Origin of the sequence: Salipiger aestuarii, from assembly GCF_003259905.1 — a bacterium.
In the GTDB taxonomy this organism is placed as follows: Bacteria; Pseudomonadota; Alphaproteobacteria; order Rhodobacterales; family Rhodobacteraceae; genus Salipiger; species Salipiger aestuarii.
Genome location: NZ_QLMG01000048.1, coordinates 1 through 14,936, shown reverse-complemented (window position 1 = coordinate 14,936; position 14,936 = coordinate 1). Strand labels below are relative to the sequence as shown.

At 65.0% G+C, this 14,936-nt stretch carries 16 protein-coding genes, 1 tRNA gene and 1 other RNA gene; 11 read left to right on the top strand and 7 right to left on the bottom strand.

From position 1 onward, the window contains the following. The first annotated feature begins 86 nt into the window (after positions 1–86). Positions 87–251 carry a hypothetical protein gene (locus tag ATI53_RS23430; protein ID WP_009504533.1) on the top strand — a complete coding sequence of 55 codons (165 nt, stop codon included), beginning with the start codon at positions 87–89 and terminating at the stop codon, positions 249–251. Here ATI53_RS23430 and purN read toward each other — a convergent pair. Together purN and purM are read right to left on the bottom strand one after the other, a co-directional pair. Next, entirely contained in the window at positions 242–835 is a 594-nt protein-coding gene (gene purN / locus ATI53_RS18705) for a phosphoribosylglycinamide formyltransferase (RefSeq protein ID WP_009504535.1), read from the bottom strand. The genes ATI53_RS23430 and purN overlap by 10 nt on opposite strands. Then, positions 832–1,878: a phosphoribosylformylglycinamidine cyclo-ligase gene (gene purM, locus ATI53_RS18700; protein WP_009504536.1), complete on the bottom strand. Its 1,047-nt coding sequence runs from the start codon at positions 1,876–1,878 to the stop codon at positions 832–834. Before purM ends, purN begins: the two co-directional genes overlap by 4 nt. Positions 1,879–2,007: 129 nt before the next feature. On the opposite strand from purM, the gene ssrA reads away from it, so the two are divergent. The 6 genes from ssrA (at position 2,008) to ATI53_RS18665 (ending at position 7,388) form a co-directional block, all read left to right on the top strand. Further along, positions 2,008–2,357: a transfer-messenger RNA gene (gene ssrA / locus ATI53_RS18695) on the top strand. Between the two features lie 546 nt (positions 2,358–2,903). After that, a complete protein-coding gene (gene chrA, locus ATI53_RS18690) occupies positions 2,904–4,154 on the top strand; it encodes a chromate efflux transporter (RefSeq protein ID WP_111551085.1) in 1,251 nt (416 codons plus the stop codon). A gap of 87 nt (positions 4,155–4,241) precedes the next feature. Beyond that, on the top strand, positions 4,242–4,715 hold the full coding sequence (locus tag ATI53_RS18685; RefSeq protein WP_009504541.1) for an SspB family protein: 474 nt from the start codon (positions 4,242–4,244) through the stop codon (positions 4,713–4,715). Between the two features lie 149 nt (positions 4,716–4,864). After that, a complete protein-coding gene (gene fumC, locus ATI53_RS18680) occupies positions 4,865–6,256 on the top strand; it encodes a class II fumarate hydratase (RefSeq protein WP_009504542.1) in 1,392 nt (463 codons plus the stop codon). A 707-nt stretch (positions 6,257–6,963) separates the two neighbouring features. Further along, positions 6,964–7,152, top strand: coding sequence for a DUF4169 family protein (locus ATI53_RS18670; RefSeq protein WP_009504544.1), 189 nt, complete (start codon positions 6,964–6,966; stop codon positions 7,150–7,152). After that, positions 7,149–7,388: a ribbon-helix-helix domain-containing protein gene (locus ATI53_RS18665; protein WP_009504545.1), complete on the top strand. Its 240-nt coding sequence runs from the start codon at positions 7,149–7,151 to the stop codon at positions 7,386–7,388. The genes ATI53_RS18670 and ATI53_RS18665 overlap by 4 nt, the downstream gene beginning before the upstream one ends. 45 nt (positions 7,389–7,433) lie before the next feature. On the opposite strand, the gene lipA is transcribed toward ATI53_RS18665, so the two are convergent. Further along, a complete protein-coding gene (gene lipA, locus ATI53_RS18660; RefSeq protein ID WP_009504546.1) occupies positions 7,434–8,384 on the bottom strand; it encodes a lipoyl synthase in 951 nt (316 codons plus the stop codon). Positions 8,385–8,544: 160 nt separating this feature from the next. On the opposite strand from lipA, the gene ATI53_RS18655 reads away from it, so the two are divergent. Next, a tRNA-Leu gene (locus tag ATI53_RS18655) sits at positions 8,545–8,630 on the top strand. 72 nt (positions 8,631–8,702) lie between these two features. On the opposite strand, the gene ATI53_RS18650 is transcribed toward ATI53_RS18655, so the two are convergent. From ATI53_RS18650 to ATI53_RS18640, 3 genes are all read right to left on the bottom strand, one after another. Next, the gene (locus ATI53_RS18650) at positions 8,703–9,272 is read right to left on the bottom strand and encodes a L,D-transpeptidase (RefSeq protein WP_009504547.1); all 570 of its coding nucleotides are present in this window, start codon (positions 9,270–9,272) and stop codon (positions 8,703–8,705) included. Positions 9,273–9,359: 87 nt separating this feature from the next. Next, on the bottom strand, positions 9,360–9,962 hold the full coding sequence (locus tag ATI53_RS18645; RefSeq protein ID WP_111551083.1) for a DsbA family protein: 603 nt from the start codon (positions 9,960–9,962) through the stop codon (positions 9,360–9,362). Next, positions 9,959–10,705, bottom strand: a complete 747-nt coding sequence (locus ATI53_RS18640; RefSeq protein WP_111551082.1) for a L,D-transpeptidase — start codon at positions 10,703–10,705, stop codon at positions 9,959–9,961. Before ATI53_RS18640 ends, ATI53_RS18645 begins: the two co-directional genes overlap by 4 nt. Positions 10,706–10,872: 167 nt before the next feature. Between ATI53_RS18640 and rimO the strand changes: the two genes are divergently transcribed. From rimO to ATI53_RS18625, 3 genes are all read left to right on the top strand, one after another. Continuing rightward, the gene (rimO, locus tag ATI53_RS18635) at positions 10,873–12,252 is read left to right on the top strand and encodes a 30S ribosomal protein S12 methylthiotransferase RimO (protein WP_111551081.1); all 1,380 of its coding nucleotides are present in this window, start codon (positions 10,873–10,875) and stop codon (positions 12,250–12,252) included. 428 nt (positions 12,253–12,680) lie between these two features. Then, the gene (locus ATI53_RS18630) at positions 12,681–13,265 is read left to right on the top strand and encodes a thymidine kinase (protein ID WP_111551080.1); all 585 of its coding nucleotides are present in this window, start codon (positions 12,681–12,683) and stop codon (positions 13,263–13,265) included. Positions 13,266–13,338: 73 nt separating this feature from the next. After that, positions 13,339–14,571 (top strand): lytic murein transglycosylase, encoded by a 1,233-nt coding sequence (locus ATI53_RS18625; RefSeq protein WP_111551091.1) that lies wholly within the window; start codon positions 13,339–13,341, stop codon positions 14,569–14,571. Here ATI53_RS18625 and ATI53_RS18620 read toward each other — a convergent pair. Continuing rightward, positions 14,568–14,936 (bottom strand): integrase core domain-containing protein (locus tag ATI53_RS18620; RefSeq protein ID WP_146609961.1); only part of this gene is annotated, 369 nt, incomplete at its 5' end. The genes ATI53_RS18625 and ATI53_RS18620 overlap by 4 nt on opposite strands.

The following is a 14,936-nucleotide window of genomic DNA, read 5'->3' as shown; positions in this document are numbered from 1 at the left end:
AGACATTCATTTCCATGATTTCCCGTCGCGCCGTATGCCGGACATCGGTTCGGGCAATCACGCCCGATCCGGATCGGAGTCCCCACATGACCTGTATCACAACCGACACGTCCGCCCGCCCGCGCGTTGGGGCCCATTGGCTTGCCGTGGTCCTGCTGCTCTTGGTGATGGGCCTGCCCGCCCTGACCGCGCCCCGCGAAGACAGCGTCCGGCAGGACTGGCACGGCAATGTCGCGCGCCTTCACCCCTGAAGGCGAATCATCTCGCGCTTTCCGGTCGCAAACCGGTGCAGCACAGCCGGGTAAAGCCTGTGTTCCTGCACGAGAACGCGCGCCGCAAGCGTGTCGGGCGTATCGCCGGGCCGCACCGGAACCGTGGCCTGCCCCAGGATCGGGCCGTCGTCCAGTTCCGGGGTCACCTCATGCACGGTGCAACCGTGCAGCGCATCGCCCGCCTCAAGCGCGCGGGCATGGGTGTGCAGCCCGCGGTATTTCGGCAAGAGAGAGGGGTGGATGTTCAGCATCCGCCCCTGCCATTTCTGCACGAAGCTGGCGGTCAGCACCCGCATGAACCCGGCAAGACACAGGATATCGGGCGCGGCCTTCACCAGTTCAGCCTGAAGCGCGGCCTGAAACGCCTCGCGGTCGCCGTTGAACGGGCGGTGATCGACCACGGCCGTCGCAATATTCCGTTCGGCGGCCTTTGCCAGCCCGCCTGCATCGGCGCTGTTGGCCAGCACCAGCACCGGGCGGGCCGGGTGATCCCCGGTCATGCTGTCGACGAGCGAGACCATGTTGGACCCGCCCCCCGAGATAAAGATCGCGACCCGCTTCAAAGCAGGCTGCCCTCGTAGGCCATGCCGGGGGTGTCGGTAACGGTGCCCAGAACGTGAACGGTCTCCCCCTGCTCGCGCAGCAACTCCGCCAGCGCGTCGGCGCGATCGGGGCTGACCGCAAGGATCATGCCGATGCCGCAGTTGAAGGTCTTGAGCATCTCGGCCTCGCTCATGCCGCCGGTCTGCGCCATCCAGCCAAAGATCGGCGGAAGATCCCACGCGCCAAGATCGATCTGCGCGCCGCAGCCTTCGGGCAGCACGCGCGGCAGGTTCTCTGTCAGTCCGCCGCCGGTAATATGCGCCAGCGCGTGCACGCCGCCCGCGCGGATCGCCGCAAGCGCCTGTCTGACATAAAGCCGCGTCGGGGTCAGCAAAACCTCGCCCAGCGACCCTTCGGCCCAGGGGCATTCAGCGTCCCAGCCAAGTCCCGAAACCTCGACCAGCTTGCGCACCAGGCTGTAGCCGTTGGAATGAACACCATCGGATGCAAGGCCCAGCAGCACGTCGCCCCGCGCCACGCCGGCGGGCAGTTCGCTGCCGCGTTCCATCGCGCCGACGGCAAAACCCGCAAGGTCGAAATCCCCCGCCGGGTACATGCCGGGCATCTCGGCGGTCTCGCCGCCGATCAGCGCGCAGCCGGAACGCACGCAGCCCTCGGCGATGCCTTCGATGACGCGGGCGGCACTGTCGGTGTCCAGCTTGCCCGTGGCGAAATAATCAAGAAAGAACAGCGGCTCGGCACCCTGGCACACCAGGTCGTTGACGCACATGGCCACAAGGTCGATGCCCACCCCATCGACATGGCCGGTGTCGATCGCGATGCGCAGCTTGGTGCCCACCCCGTCGGTCGCCGCCACAAGCACCGGATCGCAATAGCCCGCCCCCTTGAGATCGAACAGCGCGCCAAAGCCGCCCAGCCCCGACATCGTGCCGGGCCGCGTCGTGCGCTTTGCCGCAGGCTTGATCCGGTCGACGAGCGCATTGCCTGCGTCGATGTCCACGCCCGCATCCGCGTAGGTGATGCCGTTCTTTCCGTCGCTCATGCTGCCCTCCGGGTCACTTGCGCGCGGCTTTAGCGCATGAAGGGCGCGAAGGAAAGCGTCATGCGGGTGCCCTCGCCCGCCCCTTGCATGGCGACGGGCAGCCGATTCACCGAGGGTTTTTCCATTTTGCCCCTTTGAAACCGGGCGCAGCTTGCCTATATTCAAATCGTTCCCTCGGGAACTATGGGCATAAACGCGCATGTAATAAGCGGATCGGACCCGGGGGCGGTACCCGGCGGCTCCACCAAACATCCCGTCGTTGGGGATCATGGGGCCGAAACAGGATCGACGAACGTGTAAAGATGTAGCTTTGCTTCGGTGAGATACCACCGTTATCGGTTCAAATTGCATAATTGCCAACGACAATAATGCTCCGGTCGCCCTCGCCGCGTAAGCGGTTCGGGTTACCGATCTTTAAGCCCTTGCGCTTAGCAGCGTAAGGCGGGGTTCGCAGGCACCTGGCAACAGAAGCCTGCACTTCCACATTCGCGATGCCAGCGCCGTGCGACAGACCGCATGCGACGATTGACGTGCTCTCCGCGCCCTGACGACGTCACGCGGATTGTGTGCGCCCTGCTCCTGACCGGCTTTGTCATGCCCCTACCCCGCGCCCGCGTGCGCGACCGCGCTGTTGTGGGCCATGGCCGCATCGTCAGCGCGCGATCCCGCAGAATACCGCCTTCAGGCCGATGGCCTGGCCTTTGCGGCGCCCGCCCCCTCCTTGGCGAAGATCAGGTCGCGCTGGCAGCGCTGCAATGGGCCGACAAAGCGCCCCGGAAGCGGAATCTTGGCCCGGTGAACCGCCCGATGCGTGCCCCGTAGCATCGCGGCGCAGGCAAGCTGCACGCAACGGGCCTTTGTCCAGTCGGTTCCGGCGCAGGGTTGTCGCGCGGCACGGCTTTGCCACGGCCGCACGCGGATTTGACCCCGGCGAAACGGCGCGCCGCAAGATGCTGCGTGAACTCTCGGGCGTGACCGGCTGAACCTGTCACGCTATCGTCACGCAAAGACGCCAAAGGCCAGTCATGTCCAATATCCCGACGCCCGATTTCCCGACCTTCCTGCGCAGCTTCGCACGCATCGGCCTGCTCAGCTTTGGCGGGCCCGCCGCGCAGATCTCGCTCATGCACCGGGTGCTGGTCGATGATCGCGGCTGGCTCAGCGAAAAGCAGTTCCTGTCCGCGCTCAGTTTTTGCATGCTGCTGCCCGGCCCCGAGGCAATGCAGCTTGCGACCTGGGCCGGGTGGCGGCTGCGCGGCACGGTTGGCGGGCTGATCGCGGGCGCGCTGTTCGTGCTGCCGGGCGCGGTGCTGATTGCCCTGCTCGCGGCGGCCTATGCCACCTGGGGCGAGGCCCCCCGGACAGAGGCGCTGATGCTTGGCATCAAGGCCACGGTGATCGTGATCGTCGTGCAGGCGATGACCCGGCTGAGCGTCAGGGCGCTGGACGGCCCCACGGAAATCATCATCGCGGGCAGCGCCCTGATCGCGCTGTTCCTGTTCGGGGCGCCGTTTCCGCTGGTCATTCTGGTGGCAGGAACCTGGGGCTGGCTGCGGCAGGCCGCGCAGACGGTATCCGCCGCTGCCGCCCCCCGAACGGGGCCGGGGCTTGCGCAGCTGGCATTGTGGGCCGGGGCGTGGCTGCTGCCCCTGCCGCTGCTGGCGCTGACAGGCCAGCAGCTGCTGTTCGATCTGTCGCTGTTTTTCGCCAAGCTGGCGGTTATGTCCTTTGGCGGTGCCTATGCGGTGCTGGCCTGGATGGCGCAGGACATGGTGCAACTTCGCGGCTGGCTGACGCCGGAACAGATGGTCGATGCGCTGGGTCTGGCCGAAACCACGCCCGGCCCCCTGATCCTTGTCACCCAGTTCGCCGGGCAGCTTGTCGGACAACAGGCCGGGGGGTGGCGCCTGGCCGCCGCCGCCTCGGCGCTGACGCTGTGGATGACCTTCCTGCCGTGCTTTCTGTGGATCTTTGCCTTTGCGCCGCACCTGGACCGGATGCTGACGCGCCCGCGCCTGCAATCGGCGCTGTCGGCGATCACCGCCGCCGTTCTGGGAGTGATCGCCAACCTGTCGCTATGGTTCGCCCTGCATGTGTTCTTTGCCGAAACCCTGCCGGCGCGGGCGCCCTTTGTCGCCACTCTGCCGGTGCCGGATTCACTGCGGATAAACGCGCTCTGGCTTGCCGCCCTTGCGGCGCTGCTGTTGCTCGTGCTGCGGCGCTCGGTGCCGCTGACTTTGGCTGTCACGGGCGCCGTTGGCTGGTGGCTTGGCTGAAACAGCGGAGCGGTTTTTCGGCCCGATGGCCTTTCCCTCGCTGTCGAATCGAATAAGGTACAGCGAAAGACTACAAGGATCTGCGCCATGGCCGTCGGCATCGACTACGGAAATCTCATGCATCGCGCGATGCGCGGGCTTATCCATAACGTGCTGACCGACATTGCGGCGCACGGGTTGCCGGGCGAGCATCACTTCTTCATCACCTTCGACACACAGCACCCGGACGTGGAAATCGCTGACTGGCTTTCGGACCGCTATCCCGGCGAGATGACGGTGGTGCTTCAGCATCGCTATGACGCGCTGGAGGTCACCGAAGACGGGTTTTCGGTGACCCTCAGCTTTGGCGAATCGCCCGAGCGGCTGTATGTCCCGTATGATTCGATCAAAACCTTCGTCGATCCGTCCGTGGAATTCGGACTGCGCTTTGAAACGCATGACGACGAGGACGACGAAGACGAAGACGACCCCCGCCCCCCCGAAGGCGGCCCCGAAGACGGCGGCACCGCCGGTCGCCAGGATGCGGAGGTCGTGCGGCTTGACAGTTTCCGCAAGCCCTGACCCCTTGTGCGGGCCTGACCCCATCTCTGCCGCGCGCATGCCGGGGAACCGATTTCGGCGGGATGTTAACGGTATCCCTTGGTATACAGCCTTGCCTTTCGCAGCCTGCGGGGTAAGAGATTGCGCAGCAGCGATCTCAGGAGGCCATCGTGACCCAGACCCGCACCGAAACCGACAGCTTCGGACCGCTTGAAGTCCCCGCAGACAAGTACTGGGGCGCCCAGACCCAGCGGTCGATCATGAACTTTCCCATCGGCTGGGAAAAGCAACCCGTGCCGATCATCCGCGCGCTTGGTGTGGTCAAGAAAGCCTGCGCCATGGCGAACAAGGCCAACGGGTCGATGGATGCGCAACTGGCCGATACCATCATCGCCGCCGCGACCGAGGTGATCGAGGGCAGGTTCGACGACAACTTCCCGCTGGTGGTGTGGCAGACCGGGTCGGGCACCCAGTCGAACATGAACGCCAACGAAGTGATTTCCAACCGCGCCATCGAAATGCTCGGCGGCGAAATGGGCTCGAAAACCCCCGTCCATCCCAACGATCATTGCAACATGGGCCAGTCGTCCAACGACACCTTCCCGACGGCGATGCACGTCAGCATCGGGATGCAGGCGCGCGATGTGCTGCTGCCGGGTCTGGAAAAGCTGGCCGCCGCTCTTGAGGCAAAAAGCGCCGAGTTCAAGGACATCATCAAGATCGGCCGCACCCATACGCAGGATGCGACGCCGCTGACGCTGGGCCAGGAATTTTCGGGCTACGCGCATCAGGTGCGCAAGGGGATCGAGCGCGTCAACGCCTGCCTTCCCGACATCTATGAACTGGCGCAGGGCGGCACCGCCGTCGGCACCGGCCTGAACACCAAAAAGGGCTGGGGCGAAGCCGTGGCCGCGAATATGGCCGAAATCACCGGCCTGCCCTTTGTCACCGCGCCCAACAAGTTCGAAGCGTTGGCAGCGCATGACGCCATGGTGATGTTCTCGGGCGCGCTGAAAACCGTGGCCGCGTCGCTGTTCAAGATCGCCAACGACATCCGTCTGCTCGGCTCCGGCCCCCGGTCGGGTCTGGGCGAACTGATCCTGCCGGAAAACGAGCCGGGCAGCTCGATCATGCCGGGCAAGGTCAACCCGACCCAGGCCGAGGCGCTGACCATGGTCTGCGCCCATGTCATGGGCAACGATGCCGCCATCGGCTTCGCCGGCAGCCAGGGCCATTTCGAGCTGAACGTCTATAACCCGATGATGAGCTACAACGTGCTGCAAGCCATGCAGCTTCTGGGCGATTCCGCGTCGGCCTTTACCGACAACATGGTGTCCGGCATTCAGGCCAACGAGGCGCGTATCGAAAAGCTGATGAAGGAATCGCTGATGCTGGTGACGGCGCTGGCCCCGACCATCGGCTACGATGCCGCCACCAAAGTGGCCAAGACCGCCCACAAGAACGGCACCACCCTGCGCGAAGAAGCCGTCGCGCTTGGCTATGTCGACGAGGAAACCTTTGACCGCGTCGTCCGTCCCGAGGACATGATCGGCCCGAAGTGACCGATGTGACCGGCGCGGGGCAGCATCCCCGCGCCGGAGCGCTGCCGGCAACGCGGGGCCGCGCGGACTTTGGCGGGTTGCGCGCCGGTCTGTAACGCGCATCAGGCGCCGCCACCGGGGAATGGGCCGCGTCGGGCAATGGGACCGGAACGCGCTGTTGCGCCTGATGGTCGCCGATCCCGGCGGGCGGCTGCCTGTGTTCCGCCAGATCGCCCCATATGCCGGACGCAGCACCAAAACCGGCTACACGGGCGAGAGTTGCCGCCGCCTTGCGCGCGACGGGCCGGGCACCCCGCAGGGGATCTCGATCCCCGCCCGCACCCGCGATCTGGGCCGGCACCCTGTCCATCGCAAAATGGCGCGAACCTTGCGCACCACAGCGAATGCTGCGCACCGGTGGCCGATTCGGCGGCGCCCCGATCGTGGCCGAACGCCGGGTCAGCGCCCCGGTCGCGGCGCTCAGGCGGTTGGGCATGGGCCATGGGGTTGGCTCGCTCAGGCCGTGCGCGGCTGCGGCGGTCAGCTGCTCTCCCTTCAGCAAAGGCGCGGGCATAGGGTCGCGATCACCTCGGGTCCCACCCGTCCTGCCCCGCCCCAGGGATTTTTAGGCACGCGGGCCGCGGTGCTCGATGGGCCAATCCTCGCCATGACGTGATCGCCGCGATGTCGGATCTTTCGGGCGTTTGCGCGAGGCGCTATGGTGGGGCATGACCACGCCTGTAAATCTCAACCGTTTCCGCAAGGACAAGGCCCGTGCCACAAAACGCGCGACGGCCGATGCCAATGCCGTCCGCTTCGGGCGCAGCAAGGCGGACAAGGCGCTGGACCGCGCCCGAACCGATCAGGCCGAACGCGGACTTGACGGCCACAAGGTCACTGACGAGCCCGACGCATGAGCCGGCGCCCGGTCAAACACTCTCTCAGCCTGCGGGGCCACCGCACCTCTGTGTCGCTGGAAGCGGAATTCTGGGACGAGTTCCGCAAGATCGCCAAGGCCGAAGGCAAGGCGCTGAACGCGCTCGCCGCCGAAATCGACGAGGCGCGCGGCGTCGAGGTCGGGCTGGCATCGGCCATCCGGGTGCATGTTCTGAACACGGTTCTGGCGCGCACCGGCGCCCCTGAAAACGTCTAAGGGCCGCACGCGGCGGCCCCTCTCGTTTCCGGCGGAGATGAATCTTCAGGCTCCGGCGAGCGTCTTTTCGCGCGCCTGGCGCAGGCGGGCGAAATCATCGCCCGCGTGGTAGCTGGACCGCGTCAGCGGGGTCGCCGATACCATCAGGAACCCCTTGCCATAGGCAGATTTTTCATAGCTCGCAAACTCGTCGGGCGTGACGAACCGATCCACCGCATGATGCTTGGGGCTGGGCTGCAGATACTGCCCGATGGTCAGGAAATCCACATCGGCGGCGCGCATGTCGTCCATCACCTGACGCACCGATTGCGCATCTTCGCCAAGGCCCACCATGATGCCGGATTTGGTAAAGATCGACGCATCCAGTTCCTTGACCCGTTGCAGCAGGCGCAGGCTGTGGAAATAGCGCGCCCCCGGACGGACCGACGGGTAAAGCCCCGGCACCGTTTCAAGGTTATGGTTGAACACATCGGGTTTCGCGTCGACCACGACCTTCAGCACATCATTGGAACACTTGAGAAAATCCGGCGTCAGGATTTCAATCGTGGTGTCCGGAGACCGGTGACGGATGGCCCGGATGGTCTGCGCGAAATGCACCGCACCGCCGTCTTCCAGATCGTCGCGATCCACGCTGGTGATGACCACATGATTCAGCCCCAGCTTTTGCACCGCATCCGCCACCCGCCCCGGTTCGAACACGTCCAGCATTTCGGGGCGACCCGTGGCGATGTTGCAGAACGAACAGCCGCGGGTGCAGATGTCGCCCATGATCATCATGGTGGCGTGACCCTGATTCCAGCATTCGCCCGCATTGGGGCAACCGGCCTCTTCGCACACGGTGACAAGCTTGTGCTCGCGCATGATGCGACGGGTTTCCTGATAGCCTTTGCCCACCGGCGCCTTGACCCGAATCCAGTCGGGTTTCTTGGGCTGCGGGTTGTCCTTTCGGTGCGCCTTTTCCGGGTGACGCTGGGTCGGAATCTTGAGATCGCGCAACGTAATGTCCTCACGAAGTGTGATGGTTCAGGGGTGAACCTATATCACGCGGCGCACCTTTGCCAGTGCCCGGCACAAAGCGTGATCGCAGTCGTCGGGCGGAAGATTGGATTTTCCCGCTGGACGCAGCCCGCCGCCTTGGCTAGATCAGAACGCATATGCGGGCGTGGCGGAATGGTAGACGCGTCGGATTCAAAATCCGATTTCCGAAAGGAAGTGTGGGTTCGAGCCCCACCGCCCGTACCAATATCGGACCAGTCGAACACGATAGTGGCGCAGACGCCCGGCCCGCACGGCCGGGCGCCCCCTTGAGGGGCCTCAGATCACGCGAACCTGCGTGCCAACGGGGCACAGTTCGAACAACTCGGCGATTTTCTCGTTATACAGCCCGATACAGCCATCCGAAGACCGCCGCCCGATCTTGCGCGTGTCATGCGTGCCGTGGATGATATAGGCGGGCCAGCCAAGGTACATCGCGTGCGTGCCCAAGGGGTTGTCCGGGCCCGGCGGCACCGGCTTCCAATCGGGATAGCGCTCCATTTGCGAGGCGGTCGGCGTCCAGCTTGGCCCCACCTTCTTGCGCACGATTGTGGTATAGCCGCGCTTGGTCAGCTCATCCGTCAGCGGCACCGAGGTCGGATAGATCCGGTAATCCTCGCCCGTCGCATCCCAGAAATGCAGCGCCCGCGACGTGGTGTCGGCCACCACGACGCCCTTGCCCAGCCTGTCGAAATGGTCGCGCCAGCGCTGCATGGCAAAGCTCGATATATTGCGGCGGCTCAACGTGCCCGGCGCGCCCTGGGCGCGGGCGGCTGCGGGCAGCAGCAGCGCGGCCCCGGCCGCGCCTGCGAGCGATAGTGCGGATCTGCGCGAAAGGATCTTGGTCATGTGGGCTCCTTTGATGTGCAACAGGGCGTTTTTCGGCCCCTGGTCCCGTGTGTCACCAGCCCGGCCTTAACCCAGCCTTAAGCCCGCTCAGCCCCGCCGTGCCATCGCCACCGCATCGCGCAGCGCCGCCTTGTCCAGCGCACCGTCGTAGATCGTGGTTTCAACCGCGATGCCGGGCGTGCCAGCGAAGCCCAGCCCGGCGGCCTGCTGGCTGTTGCGTTCCAGCAGCGCATCCCAGGTGGTGCGGTTTTGCGCGTAACGGGCCAGCGCCTTGTCCGCCGGAACGACGCCCGAGACCGCCCGATCCACCCGCGCGTCGGTCAGCCGCCCCACGGTTTGCATCAGCGCCGCCATCACCGGCTGGTACATCCCCAGCCCATGCGCCCCCAGGGCGATCTTGCTGGCGCGCAGCGAGGCCGCGCCAAAGATCGGCCAGTCCTTGAGCACGAGCCGGATGCCCCCGTCCTCGGCCACAAGGGCCAGCAGGTCCGGGAACATCGCCTTGCAAAACACGCACTGATAGTCGAACCATTCGACCAGCGTGACATCGCCCTGCGGATTGCCCAGCACCGGGGCGTCGGGGTCGCGCAGCACGCCCTCGACCGTCAGCCCCTGCGCATGAAGCGGCAGCGCGGCGCCAAGCCCCGCTGCCCCCGATCCCGCCAGAAGCGCCCTGCGCGTCAGCGTCATCCCGCCGCGCCGTTCAGATCCGTGTCGGGAATCGGCGCCCCCGCCATGTTGTCGGGCGAGGTCCAGCGGTTGGCCTCATCCTTGGTCAGCACGACCACCTTGGTGCCCTTGGCAACCTGATCGGCAAGGTAGATGACGTCCTGATTGAACATGCGGATACAACCCGACGATGTGGCGTGCCCCACCGTCCAGGGCGACGGTGTGCCGTGAATCCGGTACAGCGTGTCGCGCCCGCCCTTGTACAGATACAGCGCCCGCGCGCCCAACGGGTTTTCCAACCCGCCGGGAAGCCCGTTGCGCACCGGACCGTAGGTTTCGGGGTCGCGCCTGACCATATTCTGCGTCGGGGTCCAGTAGGGCCAGTCACGCTGAAACGGAATCGTCGCCTCGCCCGAAAAATCGTGCCCTGCGGCGCCGACGGCAACGACGTAGCGCATCGCCCGATTGTCGCCTTGCAGATGGTACAGGAACTTTGCCCCCGGATCGACGACGATCGTGCCCGCCGCGTAGGGCGCGTAATAATCGACCAGCTGCCGGGCCTTTTCCTCGGACAGGTATTCGTCGTCCACGGCGGCAACCTCGAACCCGCCATCGGTGGTGGCCGCGTACATCGCCCGCGTTTCAGGGCTGATCTTCGGCATCAGGGGCAGGGTCGCGGTCGGCGTGTAGGCGCAAGCCGAAACCAGCCCTGCCGCCAACAGCGGGGCCGCCATGGCAAGACGAAATCTGGGAAGTGCGATCATCGGGTATCTTTCCTGGGCCGTCCTGTGGTCTGAACCGGCCGATGCGCGGATCGCATCGGCCAGGCAAGTCCCGGCGGCGTGTTCGTTGAATCTTAAGACAGGCTTAAAATCGTTCGGAACAGCCCGAGGTCAAGCGCGGGCTTTCGCGAAGCCGCGCGCTGGCTTATATGCGCGCCATGCAGAATCCTCCTGACCTGCGCCCGGACCTCGCGCGCGCCCGCATCACCGAAACGAAACGTGACGGCCAGCCGACCATCGGCATGGTCTCGCTGGGTTGTCCCAAGGCGCTGGTGGACAGCGAACGCATCCTGACCCGGCTGCGCGCCGAAGGCTACGGCATTTCGTCCGACTATACCGGCGCCGATGCGGTGATCGTGAACACCTGCGGTTTTCTCGATTCCGCCAAGGCCGAAAGCCTTGAGGCCATCGGCGAGGCGCTGTCCGAAAACGGTCGCGTGATCGTGACCGGCTGTCTGGGGGCCGAACCCGATTACATCACCGGCGTGCATCCCCGCGTGCTGGCGGTGACCGGCCCGCACCAGTACGAACAGGTGCTGGATGCGGTGCATGACGCGGTGCCGCCCAGCCCGCATCCCTTTGTCGATCTACTGCCCGCATCGGGTGTTTCCCTGACTCCGAGACACTACAGTTACCTAAAAATATCAGAAGGTTGCAACCACACTTGCAAGTTCTGCATTATCCCCGACATGCGCGGGAAACTGGCATCGCGGCCGCACCGCGCGGTGATGCGCGAGGCGGAAAAGCTGGTCGAGGCCGGCGTCAGGGAACTGCTGGTCATCAGTCAGGACACCAGCGCCTATGGCACCGACTGGAAAGGCCGCGACCACAAGGCGCCGATCCTGCCGCTGGCGCGCGACCTTGGCAGCCTCGGCGCCTGGGTGCGGCTGCACTACGTCTATCCTTATCCGCATGTGCGCGAACTGATCCCGCTGATGGCGGAATCCGCGGCGCTTGGCGGGGGCATCCTGCCCTATCTCGACATTCCGTTCCAGCACGCCCACCCCGACACGCTGCGCCGCATGGCCCGCCCCGCCGCCGCCTCACGCACGCTGGATGAAATCGCGGCCTGGCGCCGCGATTGCCCCGACATCGTGCTGCGTTCGACCTTTATCGTCGGCTATCCCGGCGAGACCGAAGCGGAATTTCAGACCCTTCTCGACTGGATGGATGAGGCGCAGCTGGACCGCGTCGGCTGTTTTCAATACGAAAACGTCGATGGCGCGCGGTCCAACACCTTGCCCGATCACGTCCCCCAGGAGCTGAAACAAGAACGTTGGGACCGGTTCATGGAAAAGGCCCAGGCGATTTCCGAGGCCAAGCTGGCCGCAAGGGTCGGCCAACGCATCGACGTGATCGTCGATCTGGTCGAAGACGATGCCGCCACCTGCCGCACCAGGGCCGACGCGCCCGAAATCGACGGCAATCTGTTTATCGATGAAGGACACGAATCGCTGTCTCCGGGCGACATCGTGACGGTCGAGGTGGACGAGGCGGGGGAATACGACCTGTGGGGACGACTGGCCTGAGACGGCGATTCGCAGCGTAGCGTTGCGGGCGCCAACCAGCCCGCACGCATGACGAGAACGCCGCATGTCGCCGGCCGCATTCGGGCGGATTATTTCTTGGATCGCCCGTCGTCTCCTGGGCAGCCGACACAAATCACTCTCGGGAAGCGGGCGCTTCCGTGCTATAATTATGTACGATTAGTAAGCCAGAGGATGCGCCGCCAGGCACCGTCCACACCGATTTGGTGTTTTTCGGGCTCACGCCCGCTTTCAGGTATTATACCCTTCGCGGACAGGTTGTTTTTCGTATGGTTCGAGCCCTGAATGCTCCCGCTCACCGGGAGCATTCTTATGCTCCCCCGATGCAGCGGTTCGTCCGCCCCGGTTTTCCCCGCATGGCGCAACTGCCGCCTTGCACGAACGCCAGAGCTGCGGCACTGAGCGCTGTCATGGCCAAGCTCTATTTCAACTACTCCACCATGAATGCCGGAAAGTCGACGCTGCTGCTACAGGCGGCGCATAACTACGGCGAGCGCGGGATGGAGGTGTATCTGCTCACCGCCCGCCTGGACGACCGCGCCGGCGAGGGCCGCATCGGGTCCCGAATCGGCCTGGGCCGACCGGCGGATGTGTTCACCCCCAGCGACGATCTGTTTGCCCGCATCGACGCCGAACAACAGCAGCGCGGGCTTGCCTGCATCTTCGTCGACGAGGCACAGTTCCTGACCGAAGCGCAGGTCTGGCAACTGGCCCGCGTCGCCGATGACCTGCGCATCCCTGTGATGGCCTATGGGCTAAGGGTCGATTTCCGTGGCCAGCTTTTCCCGGGCTCTGCGGTGCTTCTGGCGCTGGCGGACACGCTGCGCGAGGTTCGCACCATCTGCCATTGCGGGCGCAAGGCCACCATGGTCATTCGGCAGGACGCGGCAGGCCGGGCCGTGGCCGACGGCGCGCAGGTGCAAATCGGGGGCAACGAAACCTATGTCTCGCTGTGTCGCAGGCACTGGCGCGCCGCGATGGACCGGAACGCCTAGGCAAAAAATCAGCGTGTGGCGCAAGGAAACGGTGGCCTTTGGGGGCCGGGCGCGATTTGATCGCCCGATGATGATGATGCTTCGCCTTGCCCTGCTGCTGTGCCTGTTCGCAGCCCCTGCCACGGCGCAGAACCGCCCCAAAGTCGAGCGCCAGTTTCGCGGCTGGCTGGAACAGACCATCTGGCCCCACGCCCGTGCCAACGGCGTGTCGCGCCAGACTTTCCAGACCGCGTTCCAAGGCGTTTCGCTGAACTGGGATTTGCCGGATCTGGTGCCGCCGGGCACGGTGCGCGTCGTGCCCAAAGCGCAGCGACAGGCGGAATTCGGCGCCCCGTCGAAATATTTCAGCCGGGGCAGCATGGATGCCGCGACCTCTGTGGGCCGGCAGATGGCGCGCACGCATCATGCGGTGCTTGGCCGGGTGGAACGGGCGACCGGGGTGCCGGGGCGCATCATCCTTGGGATCTGGGGGCGCGAAAGCGGCTATGGCCGCGTGCCGATCAGATACGATGCGTTTCAGGTGCTGGGCACCAAGGGCTTCATGTCCACCCGCGCGCCTTATTTCACTGGTGAACTGCTCGCCGCGCTGCAAATCGCGCAGGCCGGGCATGTGGCGCCCCGCGCCATGAAAAGCAGTTGGGCGGGCGCGTTGGGCCAACCCCAGTTCATGCCGTCCAGCTTTCTGCGCTATGCTGCGGATGGCGATGGCGACGGGCGCGCTGACATCTGGAATTCCGACTCCGACACCATCGCGTCGATCGGCACCTACCTTGCGGCGCATGGCTGGCAGGCAGGGCGCGACTGGGGCTTCGAGGTGATGGTCCCGCCGCAGGTCTCCTGCACGCTGGAGGGGCCGGACCAGGGGCGCCCGGTGGCCGACTGGGTCGATATGGGCATTCAGCGCATCGGCGCGAAACCCTTTCCCGCCAGCGAGTTACAGGGCGAGGCAGCGCTTTTGATGCCAGCCGGAACCAACGGGCCCGCGTTTATCGTCACGCCAAATTTCTATGTGCTGAAAGACTACAACATGAGCGATCTATACGCGCTGTTCGTCGGCCATGTGGGCGACCGCATCCAGTACGGGATGGGCGATTTGATCGGGCGGTGGCGCGATACCGGCAAGATGTACCGATCCGACATCGCCACCATGCAGCGCGCGCTGATCGCCATGGGCCATGACGTGGGCGGTGCCGACGGTTTGCCGGGCTTCAAGACCCGCCGGTCCATCGGGCGCTGGCAGGAAAGCACCGGCCGACGCGCCACCTGTTTCCCCGAGCCTGATATGAAAGCCGCGCTCGGGCGCTAGGTGTTTAGTCCCAGCGTGTTATGGGTTGGATCGACAGTGAATCTTTCTGGCTCTCTTGTCCAGATTTTGCAGATGAACTCGAATGGCGTTAGGCCCTGCCGCGTCTTGAGGCGACGCGCATAATTGTAGGCTGCGATGAAGTCGCCGAGGTGGGTTTCGAGTTGAGCGTGTGCCTCATAATGGTCGCGCTTGACGGTCGCTTCCTTGAGCGTGCGGTTCATGCGCTCGACCTGGCCATTGGTCCAGGGATGGTTCACCTTTGCCAGGCGATGCTCGATCCCGTGCTCCGAGCAGACCCGGTCGAAGATGTGCTCCATCGCATAGCGATCCTGTTTGCGGTTTGTGAACTGGATGCCGTTGTCGGT